We start from the raw sequence: 21594 nt of genomic DNA on the forward strand, positions 1-21594 counted from the left end.
ACCCTCCATGGTGGGGAAGTAACGGGGAAGTAATGGGCATTCGTAAGTAATGGGCATTCATTCATTGCAGGTATTACGAGGGCTGTACGTTACGTCGTGGCGGGCGGCCGCGGCATCCGGTTTTCCGTGCGCGCCCCGAGCGGTGCTGATCACCGGCTGCGGGGCGCGGGGGCCGCCGCAGGTGTAGAGAGGAGTTATGAGCGTCCGGCGCGGAGTCACTCGGCTCGTCGGGTCCTGGCGGCCGAAGCACGGGCTGCTGGCCGTGCCGCTGGCGATCATCGTGGCGGTGACGGTGATCGACATCCATTCGCCGACGACCATCCACCTGGGCCCGTTCCTGGTCGCCGCGCCCGCGATCACCGCTTCCTTCGCCGGGCCCGGTCTCACCGGCGCGGTCGGGGGCCTCGCCGTGGCGGCCCAGGTCGTCATCGGCCACCTGCACGGCGGCCTGACGACGCCGAACCACCAGGCGCAGATCGCCGCCCTGATCGTGATCTCCGTGTTCGTCACGGTCTTCCGGTACGTGCGCGACCGGCGCGAGCGGCGGCTCAGCCAGGTGCAGTCGGTGGCGGCCGCGGCGCAGCACGTCCTGATGCGGCCGCTGCCCCAGCGGATCGGGCCGCTGCGGATGGCCTCCGTGTACCTCGCGGCCGAGGCCGAGGCCCAGATCGGCGGTGATCTGTACGCGGCGGTGCCGGCCCCCGGGGCGACCCGCCTGGTCATCGGTGACGTACGGGGCAAGGGCCTGTCCGCCATCGGGGAGGCGGCCGTGCTGATCGGGGCCTTCCAGGGCTCCGCCTACCGGAACCTCTCCCTGCCCGGCATCGTGGCGCACCTGGGGAACTCCGTGCACTGGAACACGGCCCACCACGCCGACGGCGACCCCGAATCCGAGGAGTCGTTCGTGACCGCGCTGGTCATGGACGTCCACCACGACTGCCCCGCCCTCTCCGTCGTCAACTGCGGACATCCGCCGCCGCTGCTGCTGCGCGACGACCGGGTCCATTCACTGGAGGTCCGCGAGCCCGCCCTCCCGCTGGGGCTGAGCGCCGCCTCGGAGGACGAGTACGAGGTCGAGACCTTCGGGTTCGACGTCGGCGATCTCCTCCTGCTGTACACCGACGGGGTAGTCGAGGCCCGGGACCGGGACAACGCCTTCTACCCGCTGGTCGAACGGGTCGCCTCCTGGCGCGTGACCGAGCCGTCGGCCCTCGTACGCCGCCTCCACCACGACCTGCTCAAGTACGCCGGAGGGAACCTGGGCGACGACGTCGCCGTCATCGCGATCGCGCGGTCTCCCTGAGCCGGGGCCCCGCCGGGCGGCGCACCGGACGGGCCGCGGCCGGCGCTGCCGCGGCGCCCGGGCCGGTTCGCTTCCGGCCCTGGCCCGGAGCACCCTGGAGAGGTGACCGCGTAGCCATCAGCCGAGCAGTGAGGTGCCTGATGAGCACACTCGAAGAACACATCGACATCAGCGTTCCGCTCCGTACGGCCTGGGATTGCCTTCATCGCGCGGAGACCTATCCGCGGTTCCTGGACGGCGTGCGCGAGGCGCGAACCGAGGGCGAACTGACGCATCTCGACGTGGATGCGGGCGGTCGGGCGCAGGCGCTCGACATCGAGATCACCGACCGTGACAAGGAGAACGTGATCGCGTGGCAGACCCGCAGCGGCCCCGAGCTGGCGGGTACCTTCTCGCTGCTGCCGATCGACGGGGAGCACACCAGGCTCCAGGCCCGGTTCGAGTACGAGCCCGGCGCCGTCACCGAGGCGTTCGGCGGGCCGAAGGGGTTCGCCCAGGCCGCCGCGATCGAGCGGGGCGTACGGAGCGACCTCCGGCAGTTCAAGGAGTTGGTGGAGCAGGGGCGTTGACGCCTCGGTGACGGGGCGTCAGCGTCAGGTGTTCGGGGCGGGGCGGGGCGTCAGGGCCGGTCGCCGGCGCCGTCGGGTCCCGGCGGCTGCGCGGCCAGGAGCAGCAGGGCCACGTCGTCCTGCCGGTCCGCGTCGTTCTGCCGGGTCCGCAGCAGGGCGTCGGCGAGGCGGTCGGGGCTGCCCTGGAGCGGCGCGTCGTCGAGGCGCCCGGCGAGTTCGGCGACGGAGCGTTCCAGGTCAACCCCCGGTGTCTCGATCAGACCGTCGGTGTAGAGGGCGAGCACGGACCGGGGAGGAAGTTCGACCTCGGTCGCCTCGTACCGGGCATCGGGGTCGATGCCCAGCAGCAGTCCCGGGGGCACCCGCAGCACGGTGGTCTTGCGGTCGGGGTGCCGCAGGAGCGGGGGCGGATGACCGGCGCTGGCCAGGCACGCCCGCTGCGTACGCAGGTCGATGTGGACGTACAGGCAGCTGGTGAACAGGTCCGGGTCCAGGTCGGTCAGCAGGCGGTTCGTACGGGCCAGCACCTCGCCCGGTGAGGCGCCGGCGGTCGCATGGGCGTGGACGGCCGTGCGGGCCTGTCCCATGAGGGCGGCGGCCGCCGCGTTGTGGCCCTGGACGTCGCCGATGACGGCGGCGACGCTGCCCTCGTCGAGGCGGATCAGATCGTAGAAGTCGCCGCCGATGTCCATACCGCGGGTCGACGGCAGATAGCGGGCGGCGACGGCGAGCCCGGGTACCGGGGGAAGGCTGTGTGGCAGCAGCCCTGCCTGGAGGTCGTGGGCCAGCTGATGCTTGGTGTCGTAGAGCCGGGCACGGTCCAGCGCCTGGGCGATCAGCCCGGCCAGCGAGGTCAGGACCTGGCGTTCTTCGAGGCTGAAGGTGCGGGGGCGGGTGTAGGACAGGATGCAGCAGCCGACCGGGCGGCCGGAGACGATCAGCGGCAGCACGGCCCGCGCCGCCTTGCCCGTCAGCTGCGGCAGTCCGGGGTAGAGGCCCTCGATCTCCTCGGGGGAGGAGAAGAAGCTGGGCTCCCCGGTGGCGAGGGCGTGCACGGCCGGGCTGTTGGCGGCGCTGAGGGCGACGCCTTCGAAGTGGGCGATGGCGTCGGCGGTGTAGCCCCGGTGTCCGATGGTCCGCAGCCGGCCGCCCTCCGCCGCGTACATGATCATGCCTTGGGCGCCGAAGGCCGGCACGATCTGGTCGGCGACGAGGCCCACGACGTCCTGGACGCCCACCGCCTCGGTGAGCGCGGCGGACAGATGCAGCACGTGGTAGATCTGCCCGGCGCGTACCGGCACCGCCACGTCGCCCTGTGCGGGACCTGCGGCCGCCATCGGGTCGTCCACCTCGTCGGCGGGGCTGATCCATACGCTCAGGCCCCTGGCGTCCGGGAACAGCCGGAAGGTGAGCCACTGGTCCGGGGGGCGGCGGGCGGTGAAGGACACCGGCCGGCGGCTGATCACCGCGGCGCGGTAGCGGTCCTCGAAGACCGGGTCGCGCAGCCACGGCAGGACGTCCCAGGGGCGCGCCCCGGTCAGCCGGCTCGCGGCCTCGCCGAGCAGCTCCACCGCGCCGGTCGTCACGAGGGTGATGCAGCCGTCCAGGTCGAGGGCGCAGCAGCCGCCTGGCAGGCGTTCGAGGTAGTCGACCGCTGCCAGCGCCTCCTGCGGGCCGGCGGTCCGTACGGGCGGGGGCGACAGCACGCGCGGCCCTCCGGACGGCCGCACCCGGCCGGGCTGCTCCGCCAGCACGGCCGCCAGGCGCCGGCACGCGCGCTCGACCGCCTCCCGCTCCCTCGCGGACAGCTGCGGCGGATGGCCGGCGGGCCAGAGCAGCAGCAGGGCGCCCAGGCTGCCGGTGCCCTCGCCGACCGGCGCCGCGGCCAGCGAGAACTCGTACGGCACGGCCACCGCCGTACGGGGGAAGTCACGGGCCAGCTGCTGATGGCCGCTCGCCCACACCAGGTGCCCGCGGCGGGTGGCGACGGCGACCGGGATCGGGGCCGCCAGGGCGACCCGGCTCCACGGGTCCAGGAACGGCACCGGGATGCCGCTCATGACGGTCAGCTCCAGCACCGGCTCGTCGGGCGCCAGCACGTACAGGCCCCCGGCGGACGCCCCGGTGTCCCGCATCGCCCGGAGCAGTTCCCGGTCCACCGGACCGGAACCGGTCCCGCCGCTCATCTCGCACCTTCACCGCTGTCGTATCGTGCCGTCCGCCGTCGTGCCGTCCGCCGTCGTGACATCGCCACCGTTCGGGCCCGCCGGTCTTCCCGCGGGACAGTGCCGACGTTACGCCGCCCGCCCTGCCGCGGCATGCGGATGCCCGCCGGCCGGCGCCCGCCCCGTCGAGGCGGCGGCGCTGCCGGACCAGACCCGCGGCCGTCAGGGCGAGGCACGGCCAGGCGAATCGGTCGACGAACCGGTCGACGAAGCGGGCGCAGCGGCACAGCGGGCACAGGGCGAGGGTCGTGCCGGGGTCGTCCGGGGGCTCGGACGGCGGCCGTAATTCCGGCTGCGGGCAGGGGAGTTGATGCCACCACCGTCGGTGAGTCCGTTCCGGGGGCGGGGCAGACCGCGAAGGGCGAGACCGCGGCCGGGCTGAGCGGGTGCGCTCCCGGCGGACCCCGCCGAGAGGAGCTGCCGAGAGGAGCTACGGCGTCCAGGCCTGTCCGACGGGTCAGGGCCGGACAGGCCCTGGGACAGGCCCCGGGGCAGGCCCTTGGACAGGCCCGGCATCCGTGGCAGCTGTACGGCGGCTCGTATGCGGAAGCGCCGCGACGGCCCTAGGCTCGGAATATGCCGGGAACACGCCGTGCGCCGTCTCGTGTGGGAGTAGGGGGAGCACGGTGTGTTCGCCGGCGCGGCGCGGCGGCCCGGCTGCCGGTCGCGGCCGCGGCGGTGGCGCTGCTCGGTGCCCTCGCGGGAACTCCGGCCGCCACGGCCGTCGATGACCCGGATCTGACGCGCTTCTACCAGCAGCGGCTCGCCTGGGAGCCCTGCGGGCAGGACGTGCGCGGCGGTGCGCGGGCGCAGGACGCACCGCGGTCGCCGGGCTATCAGGAACGCCTGGAGTGCGCCCGGCTGAAGGTGCCGCGCGACTACGCCCACCCCGCACGGACCACGATGCAGGTCCAGCTGATCCGGCTGCGCGCCACCGGCCCCGGCGCGCGGCTCGGTTCGCTGGTGCTCAACCCCGGCGGGCCGGGCGCTTCCGGCGTCGAGTACCTGGTCGACAACGGCGAGGCGTTCGCCCGGCTGGGCCAGCGCTACGACATCGTCAGCTTCGACCCGCGCGGCACCGGCCGCACCGAACCCGTCACCTGCGGCGGCACCCTCGCCGCGGCCCCCGCCCGGGGTGCCCAGGACACCCTCGTCGCGAAGGAGAAGCGCATCAACGACGCCTGCGGCCGCCACTCCGGCGGGCTGCTGCCCTGGGTCGGCACCCTGAACGTCGCACGGGACATGGACGTGCTGCGCGCCGCGGTCCACGACGGCAGGCTCAACTACCTGGGGTTCTCCTACGGCACCAAGCTCGGCGCGGTCTATGCCCACCGGTTCCCCGAGAAGGTCGGCCGGATGGTCCTGGACAGCGTCGAGGATCCGACCAAGAACACCTGGCAGACCGCGCTGGCCCAGGCCCGGGGCTTCCAGCGGGCGCTGGACGACTTCGCCGCCGACTGCACCCGGCGGACGGACTGCCCGATGGGCACCGACGGCTCCCACGCGCAGGATCAACTACGCGGCTGGTACCGGCAGTTGAGCGACCGTCCGATGAAGGTCGAGGGGCGGACGGTCGACCAGACGACCTATGTCTACGCGCTGCGGGAGGCCCTCTACAGCAGGGGCGACTGGCCGGCGCTGCGGGAGGCGCTGGCGCGGCTGCGGCGCGGTGACGGCGCCGGGATCCTGCGGCTGAGCGACAGCGGCGGCAGCGAGGCCTCCGGCGCCCGCCGGACCCCGGTGCGGCAGGCCGGCCAGGGGGTGCACCAGGCCGGGCAGGACGAGCTGCCGCCGCAGGACCAGCTGGCCCTGCGGGCGATCTCCTGCCGGGACACCTCGGAGCGCTACGGCGCCGACGACTACCCCCGTGCGGAGCGGGAACTCACCCAGGCCTCCCCGCTCTTCGGCCCGGACATCGCGCCGACCCTGCTGGACTGCTACGACTGGCCCGCCGCGGGCGACGACTCCTCCCGCGAGGTCGCGGCCCCCGGCGCGCCGCCCCTCCTGCTCGTCGCGACCACCAACGACCCGGCGACGCCGTACGAGGGCGCCCTCAACATGGCCCGTGAGCTGCGCAACTCCAGCACGGTGCTGACCTACCGCGGCGAGGGGCACGCCGCCTACCTCTCCGGTGACCCCTGCATCCAGCGGTATGTCGACGCCTTCCTCCTGGACGGCACCATGCCGAAGGCCCATACGTCCTGCGACTGAGCGGCGGGCGCGGCTCAGCCGGCCCGGCGGCCGCGTGCGGTCGCGGTCTTCTTCGCCGGGGCCGTCTTCTTGGCGGCGGCCTTCTTGCCCGCGGTCCGCGCGGTGGCGGCGGTCTTCTCGGCGGCGGCGGTCTTCTTCGCGGCCGGCTTCTTCGCCGCGCTCTGCTTCGCCGTGCTCCGCTTCGCCGCGGCCTGCTTCGCGGCGGGCCCGGAGTCCTCCTCCTCGCCGCGCGACCGCCTGGCCGCGCGGACGCTGTCCTGCAGGGCCGCCATCAGGTCCATCACCTGGCCAGCGGGCTGCTCCGCACCGGCCTCGAACTCCGGCTCGCGGTGCGCCAGCTTGGCCGCCACGATCTCGTCCAGCGCCTCGCGGTAGTGGTCGTGCACATCGTCGTCGGACAGCTCGCCGTAGGAGTCCATCAGCGCCTCGGCGGCCGCCACCTCCTTGGCGGCGATCTTCTCCTGCCGCTCGGGCAGCACGCCCTCCATCGGGCGGATCTGGTGCGGCCACAGCAGCATCTGCATCACCAGCGCGCCCCCCATCGGGCGGATCATGGCCAGCGACTCCCGCCCGTGCAGCGCGATCTTGCCGAGCCCGACGCGTTCGTGCCGCTCCATCGCCTCGCGCAGCAGCACGTACGGCTTGGCCGCGGCGGGACTGTCGACGCCCAGGTAGTAGCCCTTGCCCAGCTGCAGCGGGTCGATGTCACCGCCGGCGACGAAGGCCAGGATCGTCAGCGTCTTCGCGGTCGGCAGCGGCAGCGCTTCCAGGTCCTCGTCGCTGAGCGGTACGACGGTCTCGCCGTCGCCGGGCCGGTAGCCGCGGCCGATCTCGTCCGGGGGGATCTCGCTGCCCTCCAGCGAGCACACGGGCTGGTTGCGCACCCGGCCGCCGTCCGCCGTATGGATGCGTACGAAGCTGACCGACGCGGAGCTGTCCGTGGCGTTGTACGCGGCGACCGGGATCGTGACCAGGCCGAAGCTGATGGCGAACTTCGCCGTGGGACGCATGGGGGCCGCCTTCATCGGTGCCGTTCGGCTCCATGCTAGACGGGGCGGACTAACCGTACATCCCGGGATGGATCAGGCATGCAGGTCAGGGCGTACAGGTCAGGAAGATCCCGGTACCCGCGGGGTGCATTGCCCCACTGCGGGCACCGGGACCCGGGATCACGGCCGGGGGTGCCGGGTTCAGGCCGCTCAGGTCACGTGCTCAGGTCACGTGCTCAGGTCACGTGATCAGGTCACCTGATGCCGGTGGTTTCCCACGCACAGCGCCCAGATGATGAAGATGTCGACGGCGATCACCACGATGGCCCAGAACGGGTAGAGGGGGATCCACAGGAAGTTCGCGAGAGCCCCGAGACCTGCCAGGATGACGCCGATGACGCGGGCCCATGTCGCGCCGGTCGACAGCAGCGCGATGCCCGCGAGAAGGATGATGATGCCCAGGATGAGGTGGATCCAGCCCCAGCCCGTGAGGTTGAACGAGAACACGTAGTTCCGCGTCGTGACGAAGACGGTGTCCCTGGCTATGGCCGAGATGCCTTCCAGGAAGGCCATCGCACCACCGAAGATCATCAGCACTGCGGCGAATGCCGTCCAGCCGCCGACGTAGTTTTTCTGAGGGGCCATGGTCCACTCCTCACTTGAGAAACCTGGCCGCCGGCATGCAACCCGCCGGTGGTCATGCCCTGATTCCACGCTTCCACAGCCCCCGGCCATCCGCATGTCAGGGACGTGCTCGGGGGTGACGGTGCAGCAGGGCGGGAACTCGCCGTGTTCGTCGTGGACGTAGTGAACGCTCAGGTCACGAGCTCACACCGGTGGCCGCGCGGTGCCCGGCGCCGGGACGGGGCCGGGCGCGGGTCCCGGCTCCGGCCCCGGCGTCGGCGGCGCCGGACGGGGCGGCAGCGGGTCCGGCTCGGGACGCGGGACCGGCGGGGGCACCGGGTCGGGGCCGGGTGCGGGGACCGGGCCGGGCCCCGGACCTGGCGTGGGTCCTGGCGGTCCGGGGCCCGGACCCGGAGTGGGCGGCACCGGATCCCGGTGCGGGTGCTCCTGCCGGGTACTGGCTCGTTGCGGCATGCGGTTCTCCTTGCCGATCCCGCGCCGGCCATGCAACGGCATGGGCGCGGATTCCCCGGCGCGGCCTGTCCGTCCACTGTGCGCCGGGCCGGCTGACGCGGCGACAGCCCAGGCGTACGAAACGGGCGGCGCCGCCGTCCGGTGCGACCGCGCACGGGCGGCCGCCGCCGCTCACTCCTTCCGCCCCCGCTCCGTCCCGTCCTCCTCGTGCGCGGGCTCGGCGCCCACCGCCTCGTCCAGCAGCGCACGCTCCCGCCGGGCCCGCTCACGGTCCTTGCGCGAGGCCTCCGTGACGTCCAGGAAGATCTGGTCGGCGATCGGCCAGCGCTCCCGCATGTCCCTCTTGACCCGCACCAGCACCTCCTCGACCTCCTCGCTGTCCAGCCCGCCGACGAGGTCGCCCCGGGCCGCGGCCAGCATCGACCGGGTGCCCAGCCGCATCGTCAGCAGCCCGGTCACCGCGTCGATCTCCGGCTGCCCGTCGAGGAACTGATGCATCGCCCGCCGCAGCGCCGGATCGGCGGCCGCGCCGATGATCTGCACCCGCGACTCCCTGGCCAGCTGGTAGGCGACGAACATCAGCAGTACGCCGATGAGCAGCGAGGCCGCGGCCTCCCAGCGCACATCGCCGGTGACGAGATGCAGCCCCATGCCCGCCATCGCGACCAGCACGCCGAAGCAGGCGGTGGAGTCCTCGGCCAGCACCGTGCGCAGCGCGGGCTCGTCGGCCGCGCGGATCGCCGCCCGCATACCGCGGCCGGCCGCCCGCGCCTGGGTACGGACCTGGAGCAGGGCGCGCAGCAGCGACGAGCCCTCGGCGATCAGCGCGACGGCGAGTACGGCGAGTCCGACGACCTAGCCCGTATGGGTTTCCGAACCCCCGAGCGCAGCGCCTCGATGCCCTGGAAGAAGGAGAAGCAGCCGCCCATGACGAAGATGCCGACGGCGGCGAGCAGGGACCAGAAGTACCGCTCCTTCCCGTAGCCGAAGGGGTGCTTGGTGTCGGGCGCCCGGGTGCTGCGCTTGAGCGAGGCGAGCAGGAACAGCTCGTTGAGGCTGTCGGCGACCGAGTGCGCGGCCTCGGACAGCAGCGCGGGAGAGCCGGCGAAGAGTCCGGCGAGCAGCTTGGCCAGGGCGATCACCAGGTTGGCGCCGAGCGCCACGAAGACCGTGACCGCGGTCCTGACGTCCGCCCTGCTGCTGTCGTCGGCCGGCACGCGGCGCCTCCCCGTGGTCGGTTCGGACGGCCGAGGCGAGCGTAGCCGCCCCGGGCGCGCGGTCACACGACCAGTGCCGCCAGCAGGGTGACGCCCGCCAGGAACCAGGCGACGTAGTCACCGACATGACCGGAGTGCAGCCGGCGCAACGCGGTGGTCCAGCCGGCCGGTTCCGCGCGCACCGGCCGCCGGACGGCCCGCAGCGCCAGCGCGGCGGCCAGGGCCGTGGCGAGCAGGCCGTACAGCACGCCGGGCGGCGACCAGTGCGGCGGGGCGGTGGCCCGGGGCTCCGTCGCCCGGCCGTGCAGGACGGCCGTGAGGTAGCCGGTGTGGTCGGTGAAGGCGTCGGCGGCCCGGCCGGCGCCGGTGCGCAGGTCCGGCACCAGGCCCACCGCGAGCGCGCCGGCGAGCAGCGCCGCCGGTACGACCAGCATCGTGTCCGGGACCCGGGAGAGCCGCCCGCCCCGGGTCTCCGGCTCCTCCTCCTTGCCGGTCATCTCCGCGGCGCGGCCGGGCGGGCGGGCACCGAGGCCGAGGAACACCCGGGCGCCGGCCCGGAGCACCGCGCCCCCGGTCACCGCCGAGACCGCCACGAAGACCGCCGTCGCCCAGCCGCCCACCGCCTCTTCGGTGACGGCCTTGCCCAGGGCGGTGCCGAACGGCGGCAGCCCCGCGAGCGCCAGTCCGCCGCACCCGAACAGCACACCCACCCAGGGCAGTTCCCGCCCCTTGCCGTGCAGCTCGTGCTCGTCGACGCTGCCGTGGCGGTCCAGCAGGATCCCCGTGCAGGCGAACAGCGCGGCCTTCACCCCGGCATGGGCGAGTACGTACAGGACCACCCCGCCGACGCCCTCCGGGGTGAGTACCGCAAGGCCCGTCAGGAACAGCCCGGTGTGCGCGACCGTCGAGTACGCCAGCAGCCGCTTGAGGTGCCGCTGCAGCCAGCACAGCACCGCGCCCGTCACGGCCGTCAGCACACCGAGGACCAGCAGCGCCCGCTCGGCGTCGGGCGCCGGGACGCCGCCGGGGCCGGCGAAGACGGTCCAGTAGACGCGGGCCGTGCCGTACAGACCCAGCTCGACCATCACCCCCGACAACAGCAGGCACACCGGAGTGGGGGCGACCGCGTGCGCGTCGGCCAGCCAGAAGTGGAACGGCACCGCGGCGGCCTTGACGAGCAGTCCGGCGACGACGAGGACGAAGGCGGCGATCAGCAGCGCGTCCGGTCCGCCGCCGGGGTGCCCGTCGAGTGCGCCGCCGATCTGCGCGAGGCCCAGCTCGCCGGTACGGGCGTAGAGCAGGCCGATGCCCAGCAAGGTCGCATAGCCGCCGAGCGAGTTGACCACGCCGAAGACCAGGGCGCCCTGGACGGCACGGGCCTCCTCGACGCGGTAGCCGGTCAGCGCATAGGCGACGACGCCCATCAGCTCGAAGAAGACGAAGGCGTTGAAGAGGTCGCCGGTGAGCGCGAAGCCGCACATGCCCGCCTGGAAGAGCAGCACCAGGGCGGGGAAGGAGCCGGCATGGCGGCGCGGCGGTTCGTCGAAGTACCGCCATGCGTAGGCCAGGGCGGCCAGCACCAGCAGCGAGACCAGTGCGGCCAGCCCCAGGCCGATCCGGTCGCCGACCAGCACGATGCCCACGCTCACCCCGCTGTGCGGCTGCCAGCCGCCCAGCCACTCGACGGCCGGCCCGGTCGTGGCCGACGCCGCCGCAGCGGCCAGCGCGAGCGCCGTGGTCACCGCGGCGAAGAGGCAGCCGAGCCCCTCGGCGGCGTACCGCGGCAGCCGGCGGCCCGCCCCGACCAGCACCGCCGCGCCGAACAGGGGAGTGGCCACGATCAGCGGCAGCAGCCGTGCGACGGTCACCCCCGCAGCTCCGACAGCTCGTCCGGATCCACCGTCCGGTGCCGCTTGGCGACCTGGATGACCAGGGAGAGCAGCAGCGCGGTGACGGTCGCCCCGATGACGATGTCGGTGAGGGCGAGGGCCTGCACGACGGGATCGACGACGGGCCGCGAGCCCGGGGCGATGTCGGAGAAGACGGGGGCGGTGCCGCCGTCCCGGTAGCCGACGGCGAGCAGCAGGACGTAGGTCGCGGACTGGCAGACGGACAGGCAGCCCACGGCGTGGATGAGGTTGCGGCTGGTGGCCAGTCCGTAACAGCCGATCAGAAACAGCCAGCCGGCGATCAGATACGGCAGCACGCTCATGTCCCGCCCTCCGTGTCCTTCTCCCCCTGCCCGCTCGCGATCTCCACGGCCTGGTCCAGGAAGCGGGCCAGCAGCACCACCACCCCGGCCGCCACCTCCACGCCGATCGCGGCGTTGAGCAGCGGCACGGTGCCGCCGGAGGAGAGCGTGTTGAACGTGCCCAGGGGCAGGAAGTTGGCCAGAAAGGCCGCGCCGGTCAGCAGCGCGGCCGAGCCCACCAGGAGGTAGGCGGCCTCGCCCGCCGCGTCCGCCACCTCGTACATGCCGACCGGCCGGATCCGCTCCAGCGCCCGGTAGTCCACGGCGATGTAGAGCAGGTGCAGCGAGGTCGCCACCACCACCCCGCCCTGGAAGCCGCCGCCGGGGCTGAGCTGGCCGTGCGCGACGACGTACAGGCCGATGAGCAGGGTGACGGGCAGCGCGAGCAGGGCGTAGCGGCGCACCGGCGGAGCGACGTCGGCGGGTTCGGGCGGCTGCCGGTTCTCATCCCGTGTCTGGCGGAGCAGGACGGCGGTGCCCAGGACGGAGGCGAAGAGGATGGACTCCTCGCCGAGGGTGTCGAAGGCCCGCTGGTCGAAGTTGACCGAGGAGACGGTGTTGGCGGTGTGCCGGCCGAGCGCGGCCCGCACGGCCCGGTCGCCGTACGGGTGCCAGGGCCCGCCGAACGCCGGCAGCCGCCGGCAGGCCAGTACGAAGAGCACGGCCGCGCCCAGGCCGCCCGCGGCCAGCACCCACAGCCGCAGCGTCCGGGTCATTCGTGCTCCTCGCGGCGCTCGCTGCGGGCCTTGCGGCGCACCTTGCGCACGGACAGCAGCACCATCAGCGGCGTCAGCGCGGAGCCGACCGCCAGCTGGGACAGCGCGACATCGGGGGCCTGGAGCACCAGGAAGACGGTGGCCAGTGCCAGGCCGAGCAGCGACAGCACAAAGGACTGGCGTACCGGGTCGCGGACGAGGACGGCGCCGCTGCCGGCGGCGGCCACCAGCAGCAGGGCCAGCAGCACCAAAGGCTTGTCAGCCATCGGACATCCCCTCGGCGGGCGCGGTCAGCCCGTGCCCCGAGGTGACCGCACAGGTCACCGCACGGGCCGCCACCCGGCTGCCCAGCATCAGCAGCGCGCCGATGACCAGCAGTTTCAGCAGTGCCCTGCCGGGGCCCGTGGCGGCGCACAGGGGCAGTACGACGGCCGGCACCGCGAGGTAGTTCAGCGCCGTCACCGCGAGCACCGAGCGCGGCCGCGGGGGACGGGCCGCCAACTCGTCGGCGAGCAGCCGCACATAGAGGAGGGTGCCGGCGGGCCCCAGCACCGCGAGCACCAGCGCCGTGTCGACGTAGGCCGGACGGTGGAAGCCCTGGGCGAGCAGCAGGAAGACCAGTCCGAGCAGCGTGGCCGCCAGGTTCTGCGCGGGCACCCGCCGCCGCACCGGGCCGGTGGCCGCGCCGAAGGCGGCCGGGGCGACACCGCACAGCAGCAGTGCCCAGCCCGCGGCGGTCCACCCGTTCACCGGCCGCCGGCCGCGCGCCGCGCCCCGAGGGCCGCCGCGGCCGCGATCAGCCCGGCGCCCGCGCCGACCGCCCACTCCAGCGTGTCGACGGGCCCGATCAGCACCATCCACAGCCCGGTCAACGCCGCCCACCAGCCGATGAGTTCGCCGCCGGCCGCCAGTCGTCGAGCCATCCGCGCACGCACCTCCTGCCGACCGGGTACCGGGTCCACAGGCTCACATGCGAGCGCGGGAGGGCCCCGTCACCGCGCCGCGGGTTACTCCGTCGGGGTGGGCGGCGCGGCGGCGGGCGCCGTCAGCCGGTCCAGGTCCAGTCGGCGACCTCGGGCAGATCGGTGCCGTGCTCCCGGATCCAGGCGTGGTGGCGGGTACGGGCGTCCGCCATCTCCTGGCGCAGCGCGTGCGCGCGGACCCCGAGGCCGGGCACCCGGTCCACCACGTCCATCACCAGCCGGTACCGGTCGAGGTCGTTGCGGACGACCATGTCGAAGGGCGTGGTGGTGGTGCCCTCCTCCTTGTAGCCGCGGACGTGCAGGTTGCGGTGGCCGGTCCGGCGGTAGCAGAGCCGGTGGATCAGCCAGGGGTAGCCGTGGTAGGCGAAGACGACCGGTTTGTCGGGGGTGAACAGGGCGTCGTACTCGAAGTCCGGCATGCCGTGCGGATGTTCCCCGGCCGGCAGCAGCCGGGCCATGTCGACGACATTGACCACCCGCACCGCCAGCTGGGGCAGATGCCGGCGCAGCAGTCCGGCGGCGGCCAGCGTCTCCAGCGTGGGCACGTCTCCCGCACAGGCCAGCACCACCTCCGGGCCGCTGCCGCTCTCGGTGCCCGCCCAGTCCCAGACGCCGGCGCCGCGCGCGCAGTGCGCCCGCGCCTCGTCGAGGGTGAGCCAGTCGAAGCACGGCTGTTTGCCGGCCACGATCACATTGACGTAGTCACGGCTGCGCAGCGCATGGTCGGCCACTGACAGCAGGGTGTTGGCGTCCGGCGGAAGGTAGACCCGCACGACCTCCGGGCTCTTGTTGAGGACATGGTCGACGAAGCCGGGGTCCTGGTGGGAGAAGCCGTTGTGGTCCTGCCGCCACACATGCGAGGTGAGCAGGTAGTTCAGCGAGGCGACGGGGCGGCGCCAGGGCAACCGGCGGGTGGTCCGCAGCCATTTGACGTGCTGGTTGACCATCGAGTCGACGATATGGGCGAACGCCTCGTAGCTGGAGAAGAGCCCGTGCCGCCCGGTGAGCAGATAGCCCTCCAGCCATCCCTGGCACAGGTGCTCCGAGAGCACCTCCATGACCCGGCCGTCGCGCGCGAGATGCTCGTCGGTGCCGAGCGTCTCGCCCTGCCAGGCCTTGCCGGTGACGTCGTAGAGCGCCTCCAGCCGGTTCGACGCGGTCTCGTCGGGGCCCATGACCCGGAAGTCGCGGCGCTCGGCGGTGGCCTCCATCACCGCCGCCAGCAGCCCGCCCAGCACCCGGGTCGGCTCGTGCAGCGCACCGCCGCGCCGGTCGACCTCCACCGCGAACCGCTCCAGCGGCGGGACGGGCAGCTCCCGCAGCAGCAGCCCCCCGTTCGCGTGCGGTGAGGCACCCAGCCGGCGCGCGCCCTCGGGCACACCGGCGAGTACGTCGGGCCGCGGCCGGCCCTCGGCGTCGAACAGCTCCTCGGGCCGGTACGAGCGCAGCCAGTCCTCCAGCTGCCGCAGATGGTCCGGGTCGTCGCGGACGCCGGCCAGCGGGACCTGGTGCGCGCGCCAGGTGCCCTCCACGGGCTGCCCGTCGACCTCGTGCGGGCCGGTCCAGCCCTTGGGCGTACGCAGCACGATCATCGGCCAGCGGGGGCGTTCGGTGACGCCGTCGCTGCGGGCCCGGCGCTGGATGTCGCAGATCCGGTCCAGCGCGTGGTCCATGGCGGCGGCGAGGTCCTGGTGCACCGCCGCGGGGTCGTCGCCGGTGACGTGGAGCGGCTCATGGCCGTAGCCGCGCAGCAGCGCGTCGAGTTCGTCCTGGGGCAGCCGGGCCAGCACCGCCGGGTTGGCGATCTTGTAGCCGTTGAGGTGCAGTACGGGCAGGACGGCGCCGTCGTGCACCGGGTCGAGGAACTTCGTGGCGTGCCAGGACGCGGCCAGCGGCCCGGTCTCCGCCTCCCCGTCGCCGACCACACAGGCGACCAGCAGCCCCGGGTTGTCGAACGCGGCGCCATAGGCATGGGTGAGGGAGTAGCCCAGCTCACCGCCCTCATGGATCGATCCGGGCGTCTCCGGCGCGACATGGCTGGGGATCCCGCCGGGGAACGAGAACTGCCGGAACAGCCGCGCCATGCCCGCCGCGTCCCGGCCGACGTCGGGGTACGTCTCGGAGTACGTGCCGTCCAGCCAGGAGTTGGCCACCACCGCGGGCCCGCCGTGCCCCGGGCCCCATACGCACAGCGCGTCCAGCCCGCGGGCCTTGATGACGCGGTTGAGGTGGGTGTGCACCAGGTTCAGCCCGGGCGAGGTGCCCCAGTGGCCCAGCAGCCGCGGCTTGATGTGTTTGGGGCGCAGCGGCTCCGTCAGCAGCGGATTGGCCATCAGATAGATCTGCCCGACGGACAGGTAGTTGGCCGCTCGCCAGTGGGCGTCGAGGATCCGCAGCTCATCGGCGTCGAGCGGGCCCGGCGCCGGGTCCGCCGCCGCGGCCGTCGCCGGGGGGTGCGCGTCGTGCATCTCATCTCCTCACCGAGGCGGCGTGCGACGGGGTGTTCACAGTGCGCGCAGCGCGGGCAGCAGCGTGGACTCGGCCCAGTCCAGGAACGGCTCCTGATGGCCGCCGCCGATCTGGACCAGCGCGACCTCGGTGAAGCCCGCGTCCACGTACGGGCGCACCGCGTCGACGAACCGGCCGACGTCGGCACCGCACGGGACGGCCGCGGCGACGTCCTCCGGCCGGACGAACCGGGTCGCGCCGTCGAACCCGGCCGGCCCCGGCAGCTCGGCGTTGACCCGCCAGCCGCCCAGCATCCAGCGGAACTGCTCGTGCGCCCGGCGGATCGCGGCCTGCTGGTCGGGGTCGTAGCAGACGGGCAGCTGGCCGACCCGCGGCTTGCCCACTCCGCCGTGCCTGTCGAAGGCCGCCAGCAGCTCGCCCTCGGGCTCGGTGGCGATCACCAGGTCACCCAGCCGGCCGGCGATCTCGCACGAGCGCTCACCCGATACGGCCACCCCGATGGGCGGCGGTGGCTCGGGCAGATCCCACAGCCGGGCGTGCACCACGTCGAAGTGGTCGCCGTGGTGGGTGACCTCCCCGCCGGCGAAGAGCGCCCGGATGATCCCGATCGCCTCGGCGAGCCTCGCCAGCCGTACCGGCGCGGCCGGCCATCCCGCGCCGACCACATGCTCGTTGAGGTTCTCGCCGGAGCCGAGCCCCAGCCGGAACCGGCCGCCGGACAGCAGCTGCATGGTCGCCGCCTTCTGGGCGACGACGGCGGGGTGGTAGCGGGTCGTCGGGCAGGTCACATAGGTCATCAGCGGAATGCGGTCGGTCGCCTGCGCGGCGGCGCCCAGCACGCTCCAGGCGTACGGGGAGTGCCCCTGGGACGCCAGCCACGGAGAGTAGTGGTCGGAGGTCACCGAGAAGTCGAAGCCGGCCCGTTCGGCGGCCACCACATGGCCGACCAGGGCCCGGGGCCCGGCCTGCTCGGTCATCATCGTGTATCCGACGTGCACCATTCCCTCCACATTGCGGGGGTGACGCGGTACGGGCAACCGGGCCCGGCCGGTTCAGTCGGGCGGCTCGGGGGCCGGGTGCTCGTCCGGCTCGGCACCGGGCGGCTCGCCCGGGTGCGGGCCCGGCTCGTCCGGCTCCGGCTCTGCGGGAACCGGGTCGCGCGGCACCGGATCGGGTTCGCTCGGCACGGGGCCGGGACCGTCGGGTGTCGGTTCCGTGGTCATCGCAGTCATGGCGTTCTCCTTCCTCTCCATCCTGCGTCCAATGCCCCCGGCCGGCCCGCTCGAGGAAAAACGTCAGTAGACGTCCCGGACGTAGCGCTTCTCGGCAGCGAGCTGTTTGACGTAGGCGGCGGCCGCGTCCTGCGTCAGGCCGCCGTGCGCCACGGCGATCTCGCGCAGGGCGCGGTCCACGTCCTTGGCCATCCGGGACGCGTCGCCGCACACATAGAAGTGGGCGCCGTCCTGCAGCCAGGCCCACAGCTGGGCGCCGTGCTCACGCATCCGGTCCTGTACGTAGACCTTGGCGCGCTGATCGCGGGAGAAGGCGGTGTCCAGCCGGGTGAGCAGCCCCTCCGCGCGCAGCAGGCCGAGTTCGTCCTCGTAGTAGAAGTCCGTGGCGCGGCGCTGCTCGCCGAAGAACAGCCAGTTGGGCGCCTGGTGGCCACGGGCGCGCCGCTCGCCCAGGAAACCGAGGAAGGGCGCGACGCCGGTGCCAGGACCCACCATGATCATCGGCGTGGCCGGGTCGGCCGGCGGCCGGAAGTGCGGGGCGCCGCGGACGAAGACCGGCACCGGGCTGCCGGGCGGGGCGTCGGCGAGGAAGGCGGAGGCGACGCCCTTGCGCGGGCGGCCGTGGCGGTTCTCGTAGCGGACGACGGAGACCGTCAGCTCGATCAGACCGGGGTCGGTCAGCGGGCTCGACGATATGGAGTACAGCCGGGGGCGCAGCCGGGGCAGCACCGCGGCCCACTCGGCGGCATCGGCCCGGACCGGGTGTTCGGCGACCACGTCGACGGCCTGCCGGCTCCAGGCCCACTGCGCGAACTCGCCCTTGTTGTCGGGCCGCAGCAGCTTCTTGAGCACCCGGTCCCCGGTGCGCTCGGCGATCAGCCGCAGCAGGCCCGGCGAGATCCGGGTGATGTCCAGATGGCGGTGGAGCGCCTCGCCGAGCGGCGCCGCGCCCAGACCCGGGACGTCGACGGTGGCGGCGGGGTCGAGACCGGTGACGGCCAGCCACTCCGCCACCAGCTCGGGGCAGTTCAGCGGCTGCACCCCCAGCGCGTCGCCCACTCCGTACTCCAGCGGCCCGCCCTCGGCGTCACGGGTGTCGAAGGTGAACCGGCGCACCTCCTTGGTGGCCCCGGCCCGGCTCAGCAGCTGATTGCCGACGAGCCGGGCGGTGGCCGGTGCGTCCTTGGAGGGGCGGCCGGAAGACGGCGGCCCGACGGCGGCCCGGGACCGCGCCTCCTGCGCGACGGCGGTGCCGGCCCCCGTCCCTTCCCCCGGCTCCGCCCCGCCCTCCAGGGCCCTGAGCACCTGCTCGACCCACTGCTCCGCGGGCTGCTCGTAGTCCGGTTCGCAGTCCGTGCGCGGCACCAGCCGTACCGCGCCCAGCTCCTCCAGACGCGCATCGAGCCGGCGCCCGTGGCCGCAGAAGTCGTCGTACGAGGAGTCGCCCAGCGCCAGGACGGAGTAGCGCACACCGTCCAGCCGGGGCGTGTCCGGCGCGTTGAGCGTCTCCCAGAACCCCGAACCGTTGTCGGGTGCGTCACCGTCGCCGAAGGTGCTGGTGACGAGGAGCAGATCGGCGCCGCGCGGCAGGGTGGCCGGCGCGCTCTCCGCCATGCTCAGCAGCGTCGCATCCCGCCCGCTGCCCTTCAGCCGCCGGGCCGTGTCGGCGGCGACCTCCTGTGCGTTGCCGGTCTGCGAGGCCCACAGCACAAGGACGGTACGCGCCGACGCGGCACCGGCCGCCTCGGCGGGGGCGTCCACCGTCGCCGCCACGCCCGGCGTGCCGTCCTGCGTCGGCCGGCCGTCGGCGGCCCGCGAGAACATCCCGGCCAGCACACCGTTCACCCACAGCGCGGTCTCCGGGCAAAAGGGCGCCTGCGCGGGCAGCACGGGCGTGCCGGGGGCGGGCGCCGAACGCAGTCCGGCGAGGAAGCCGGACAGATAGCGGCGCTCGTGGTCGGCCAGGACCGGCGGCGCGGCATCGGGGATCTGGAACACCTCGGACAGCAGCGCCAGCGCGCCCTCCGTCCCGCCGCCGAACCCCGCACCGGGCCCGGACGCCCCCTCCGTACGCGCCCCGCCCGCCCCGTCCTGCGCGGGCACGCGCTCACCGGCGACCCTGGCCAGCGAGACCGCACACACCTTGAACTCGGGCTGGAAGGAGACCGGGTCGACCGCGTCATGGGTCACCGCGTTGACGCTGAGGTACTCGCCGAACAGATCGTTCCAGTGGAACGGTGCGAAGCAGTTCCCGGGCCGCACCCGGTCGGTCACCACGGCCGGCAGCACCGCCCGCCCGCGCCGCGAGGCGACCTCCACCGCATCGCCCTCCACGACGCCCAGCGCCTCGGCGTCCCGCGGATGGATCTCCACGAACGGCCCCGGGTTGAGCTTGTTCAGCTTGGCGACCTTGCCGGTCTTGGTCAGGGTGTGCCACTGGTGCTGCAGCCGCCCGGTGTTGAGGACGAAGGGGAAGTCGTCGTCCGGCAGCTCGGCCGCGGGCAGGTGCGGCCGGGCGAAGAAGGCGGCGCGGCCGCTGGGGGTGGGGAAGGACAGCCGGGGCCGCGAGCCGTCCGGCCGCACGACGAGCTCCTGGCTCACCCCGTCGTTGAGGTAGCGCACCGGATTGCGGTCGGGCCCGTCGGCGGCCGCGCTGGGCCACTGCACGGGGGTCTCCCGCAGCCGCTCGTATGACACTCCGCGCAGGTCATACCCCGTCTGCGGGTTCCAGGCCCGCTTGATCTCCTCGAAGATCTCCTCCGCGCTCTGATAGCCGAAGGCGTCCTCGTACCCCATCTCGCAGGCGATCCGCGCGATGATCCGCCAGTCCGGCCAGGCCTCGCCCGGCGGATCGGCCGCCGGCCGCACCAGCGTCAGATTGCGCTCCGAATTGACCATGACGCCCTCGGACTCGCCCCACATCGCGGCCGGCAGCACCACATCGGCGTACGCGTTGGTCTCGGTCTCCTCGAAGACGTCCTGGGCCACGACGAACTCCGCGGCCTCCAGCCCCTCGATGACCGTCCGGCGGTTGGCGACCGAGGCGACGGGGTTGGTGCAGATGATCCAGCAGGCCTTGATCTCTCCGTCCGCCATTGCCCGGAACATCTCGACCGTCCCCTGGCCGCCCCCGTCGGCCCGCAGCGTCCCCGGGGCGAGGTCCCACAGCTCCTCGACGAAGGCGCGGTCCTCGGCCACCAGCGCCGAGCGCTGTCCGGGCAGCCCCGGCCCCATGTAGCCCATCTCGCGGCCGCCCATCGCATTGGGCTGGCCGGTCAGGGAGAACGGGCCGGCGCCCGGCCGGCAGATCGCGCCGGTCGCCAGATGCAGGTTGATCAGCGCGTTGGTGTTCCAGGTGCCGTGCGTGCTCTGGTTCAGCCCCATCGTCCAGCAGCTCATCCAGGCGCCCGCCGCGCCGATCCACTCGGCGGCCCGGCGCAGGTCCGCCTCCGGGATCCCGGTGGTCTCCGCCACCGCGGCGGGCCCGTAGTCCGCGAGGAAGCCCGCCATCGCCTCCCAGCCCTCGGTGTGCTCGGCGATGAACGCCTCGTCGAGGTCGCCGTTGTCCGCGAGCAGCCGGAGCAGCCCGTTCAGCAGCGCCAGATCCGTCCCCGGCGCGACCTGCAGGAACAGGTCCGCCTTGGCCGCGGTCGCGGTGCGCCGCGGATCGACCACGATCAGCTTGGCGCCCGCCTTGACCCGCTCCATCATCCGCAGGAAGAGGATCGGATGGCAGTCGGCCATGTTGGAGCCGATGACGAGGAACACCTCGGCGTGCTCGAAGTCCTGATACGAGCCGGGCGGGCCGTCCGCGCCCAGCGACAGCTTGTAACCGCTGCCCGCGCTCGCCATGCACAGCCGCGAATTGGACTCGATGTGCCGGGTGCGGACGAAGCCCTTGGCGAGCTTGTTCGCCAGGTACTGCGCCTCCAGCGTCATCTGACCGGAGACGTACAGGGCGAGCGCGTCCGGGCCGTGCTCGTCGACGATCGCGCGCAGCCGGCCGGCGGTCTGCCTGATCGCGGTGTCCATCGCCGTGGCCGCCGGCTCGTCGCCGCGGTCCGCGCGCACCAGGGCGCTCGACAGCCGCCCCGGAGCGGCCAGCAGCTCGGCGCTGGTCGCGCCCTTGGTGCACAGCCGGCCGGCGTTCGCCGGGTGCGCCTTGTCACCGGCGGCCTTACGGACCGTGCGGCGCCCGTCGCGGTCCGTCGCGACGTCCAGGACGATTCCGCAGCCGACACCGCAGTACGAGCACGCCGTCCGCACCTGCGTGAGGTGCTCTACCAGCGGTTCCGGTGCGGTCACGGACGGTCCCTTCGTGGGTCGGAAGC

The 21594-nt window shown here is 73.6% G+C and carries 16 protein-coding genes and 1 pseudogene; 3 read left to right on the top strand and 14 right to left on the bottom strand.

The window, feature by feature from the left end:
* Nucleotides 1–196 precede the first annotated feature (196 nt).
* Nucleotides 197–1303 (top strand): PP2C family protein-serine/threonine phosphatase, encoded by a 1107-nt coding sequence (locus ACWD6P_RS04775; RefSeq protein ID WP_451442574.1) that lies wholly within the window; start codon nucleotides 197–199, stop codon nucleotides 1301–1303.
* Nucleotides 1304–1443: 140 nt separating this feature from the next.
* A complete protein-coding gene (locus ACWD6P_RS04780; protein WP_451442575.1) occupies nucleotides 1444–1872 on the top strand; it encodes an SRPBCC family protein in 429 nt (142 codons plus the stop codon).
* A gap of 50 nt (nucleotides 1873–1922) precedes the next feature.
* Here the strand turns inward: ACWD6P_RS04780 and ACWD6P_RS04785 are convergent, their stop codons facing one another.
* Nucleotides 1923–4058, bottom strand: a complete 2136-nt coding sequence (locus ACWD6P_RS04785) for a SpoIIE family protein phosphatase (RefSeq protein ID WP_451442576.1) — start codon at nucleotides 4056–4058, stop codon at nucleotides 1923–1925.
* 615 nt (nucleotides 4059–4673) lie between these two features.
* Between ACWD6P_RS04785 and ACWD6P_RS04790 the strand changes: the two genes are divergently transcribed.
* Nucleotides 4674–6308, top strand: a complete 1635-nt coding sequence (locus ACWD6P_RS04790) for an alpha/beta hydrolase (protein WP_451442577.1) — start codon at nucleotides 4674–4676, stop codon at nucleotides 6306–6308.
* Between the two features lie 14 nt (nucleotides 6309–6322).
* Here ACWD6P_RS04790 and ku read toward each other — a convergent pair whose 3' ends face one another.
* From ku to ACWD6P_RS04855, 13 genes and pseudogenes are all read right to left on the bottom strand, one after another.
* Nucleotides 6323–7318 (bottom strand): non-homologous end joining protein Ku, encoded by a 996-nt coding sequence (ku, locus tag ACWD6P_RS04795; RefSeq protein ID WP_451442578.1) that lies wholly within the window; start codon nucleotides 7316–7318, stop codon nucleotides 6323–6325.
* 228 nt (nucleotides 7319–7546) lie between these two features.
* Nucleotides 7547–7942: a DUF7144 family membrane protein gene (locus ACWD6P_RS04800; protein WP_451442579.1), complete on the bottom strand. Its 396-nt coding sequence runs from the start codon at nucleotides 7940–7942 to the stop codon at nucleotides 7547–7549.
* A 624-nt stretch (nucleotides 7943–8566) separates the two neighbouring features.
* Nucleotides 8567–9678: pseudogene (locus tag ACWD6P_RS04805) on the bottom strand (cation diffusion facilitator family transporter).
* Nucleotides 9675–11480 (bottom strand): complex I subunit 5 family protein, encoded by a 1806-nt coding sequence (locus ACWD6P_RS04810; protein WP_451442580.1) that lies wholly within the window; start codon nucleotides 11478–11480, stop codon nucleotides 9675–9677. Before ACWD6P_RS04810 ends, ACWD6P_RS04805 begins: the two are co-directional and overlap by 4 nt.
* Nucleotides 11477–11824, bottom strand: a complete 348-nt coding sequence (locus tag ACWD6P_RS04815; RefSeq protein ID WP_451442581.1) for a sodium:proton antiporter — start codon at nucleotides 11822–11824, stop codon at nucleotides 11477–11479. Before ACWD6P_RS04815 ends, ACWD6P_RS04810 begins: the two co-directional genes overlap by 4 nt.
* A complete protein-coding gene (locus tag ACWD6P_RS04820) occupies nucleotides 11821–12579 on the bottom strand; it encodes an MnhB domain-containing protein (RefSeq protein WP_451442582.1) in 759 nt (252 codons plus the stop codon). The genes ACWD6P_RS04815 and ACWD6P_RS04820 overlap by 4 nt, the downstream gene beginning before the upstream one ends.
* On the bottom strand, nucleotides 12576–12845 hold the full coding sequence (locus ACWD6P_RS04825) for a Na(+)/H(+) antiporter subunit B (RefSeq protein WP_451442583.1): 270 nt from the start codon (nucleotides 12843–12845) through the stop codon (nucleotides 12576–12578). Before ACWD6P_RS04825 ends, ACWD6P_RS04820 begins: the two co-directional genes overlap by 4 nt.
* A complete protein-coding gene (locus ACWD6P_RS04830; protein ID WP_451442584.1) occupies nucleotides 12838–13329 on the bottom strand; it encodes a monovalent cation/H+ antiporter complex subunit F in 492 nt (163 codons plus the stop codon). Before ACWD6P_RS04830 ends, ACWD6P_RS04825 begins: the two co-directional genes overlap by 8 nt.
* Nucleotides 13326–13502 carry a hypothetical protein gene (locus tag ACWD6P_RS04835; protein ID WP_451442585.1) on the bottom strand — a complete coding sequence of 59 codons (177 nt, stop codon included), beginning with the start codon at nucleotides 13500–13502 and terminating at the stop codon, nucleotides 13326–13328. The genes ACWD6P_RS04830 and ACWD6P_RS04835 overlap by 4 nt, the downstream gene beginning before the upstream one ends.
* Nucleotides 13503–13624: 122 nt before the next feature.
* Nucleotides 13625–16030: a phosphoketolase family protein gene (locus ACWD6P_RS04840; RefSeq protein WP_451442586.1), complete on the bottom strand. Its 2406-nt coding sequence runs from the start codon at nucleotides 16028–16030 to the stop codon at nucleotides 13625–13627.
* A gap of 36 nt (nucleotides 16031–16066) precedes the next feature.
* On the bottom strand, nucleotides 16067–17032 hold the full coding sequence (locus ACWD6P_RS04845) for an LLM class F420-dependent oxidoreductase (RefSeq protein WP_451442587.1): 966 nt from the start codon (nucleotides 17030–17032) through the stop codon (nucleotides 16067–16069).
* Nucleotides 17033–17083: 51 nt separating this feature from the next.
* On the bottom strand, nucleotides 17084–17263 hold the full coding sequence (locus ACWD6P_RS04850; protein WP_451442588.1) for a hypothetical protein: 180 nt from the start codon (nucleotides 17261–17263) through the stop codon (nucleotides 17084–17086).
* Nucleotides 17264–17326: 63 nt separating this feature from the next.
* Nucleotides 17327–21568: a molybdopterin-dependent oxidoreductase gene (locus tag ACWD6P_RS04855; protein ID WP_451442589.1), complete on the bottom strand. Its 4242-nt coding sequence runs from the start codon at nucleotides 21566–21568 to the stop codon at nucleotides 17327–17329.
* Between the last annotated feature and the right edge of the window lie 26 nt (nucleotides 21569–21594).

Source organism: Streptomyces sp. NPDC002446 (assembly GCF_053595675.1).